Source organism: Vibrio sp. 1401 (assembly GCF_033340295.1).
In genome coordinates this window covers 1-763 of sequence record NZ_JAWOWF010000286.1, presented here as the reverse complement: position 1 = coordinate 763, position 763 = coordinate 1, and the positions used below count along the sequence as shown (strand labels likewise).

Below are 763 nucleotides of genomic sequence, written 5' to 3'. Positions count from 1 at the left end.
AGGTCAGAAAGCATAACATGAAGCCATAAGTTAAATAGGCGGCTATGAAAGAGCAAAAAATTTCACCTATCTCCGTTTTGGATCAAAGCCCAATGTTTGTATCTGGGGTGATGCAACGGATGTATCGCAACCGAGCGCAAGCAGAGTTATGTCGTCAAAATCAGATGACCTTAGAGATGGCCAGTGCGTTGGCAGCGTTAGAAGAGTTTCAGCCCATGAGTCAACAAGCGTTAGCCGATGCCGTTTTGACCGAACGAAGCGTTGCAAAGCGCATGGTCGATAACTTGGAAAAACGTGGTTTTGTGTGCGTTTCGAAGAGTGAGGCGAACCAACGACTGAAAATGCTCAGTTTGACGAAAGAAGGTGAAGTAACGATTAAGAAAGTTCATCAAATAATGAAGAACTTGCAGCGCGAATTCTTCTCTTGTTTATCAGAAGATGAGTCGGCAGAGTTTTTTCGTTTGGTAAGGAAAATGACATTAGCCAATCATTCGTAAGCGTCTTCTCTGCGTTAAATCTAAGCCTTTTTGTAAAGCCTCAGCTATATTCTGAGGCTTTTTTATTTCATTTTTCAGATCAAACCGTACGATTTTAGAACCACAATACCGAACGTGCAGGTGACGGTTGAAAGCACGGTTGTCAAAGCAATAATGTTGGCTGCCAGTACCGCGTTTCCTCCCATTGAGCGGGCCATGACGTAACTCGCTGCCGCAACGGGTGAGGCGTTCATGAAGAATAAAATCCCCAATTCAATACCTCGAAA

At 43.9% G+C, this 763-nt stretch carries 1 protein-coding gene and 1 pseudogene; one reads left to right on the top strand and one right to left on the bottom strand.

Going from position 1 to position 763, the window contains the following annotated elements; translation table 11 throughout:
• Nucleotides 1-44 precede the first annotated feature (44 nt).
• The gene (locus tag R7Z77_RS25160; protein WP_020903997.1) at nucleotides 45-497 is read left to right on the top strand and encodes a MarR family winged helix-turn-helix transcriptional regulator; all 453 of its coding nucleotides are present in this window, start codon (nucleotides 45-47) and stop codon (nucleotides 495-497) included.
• 74 nt (nucleotides 498-571) lie between these two features.
• Here R7Z77_RS25160 and R7Z77_RS25155 read toward each other — a convergent pair.
• Nucleotides 572-763 (bottom strand): annotated as a pseudogene (locus R7Z77_RS25155) (AEC family transporter); the annotation flags it as partial.

Coding starts and splice junctions, on each gene's coding strand:
- R7Z77_RS25160 (WP_020903997.1), top strand. CDS start 45: ATGAAAGAGCAAAAAATTTCACCTATCTCCGTTTTGGATCAAAGCCCA.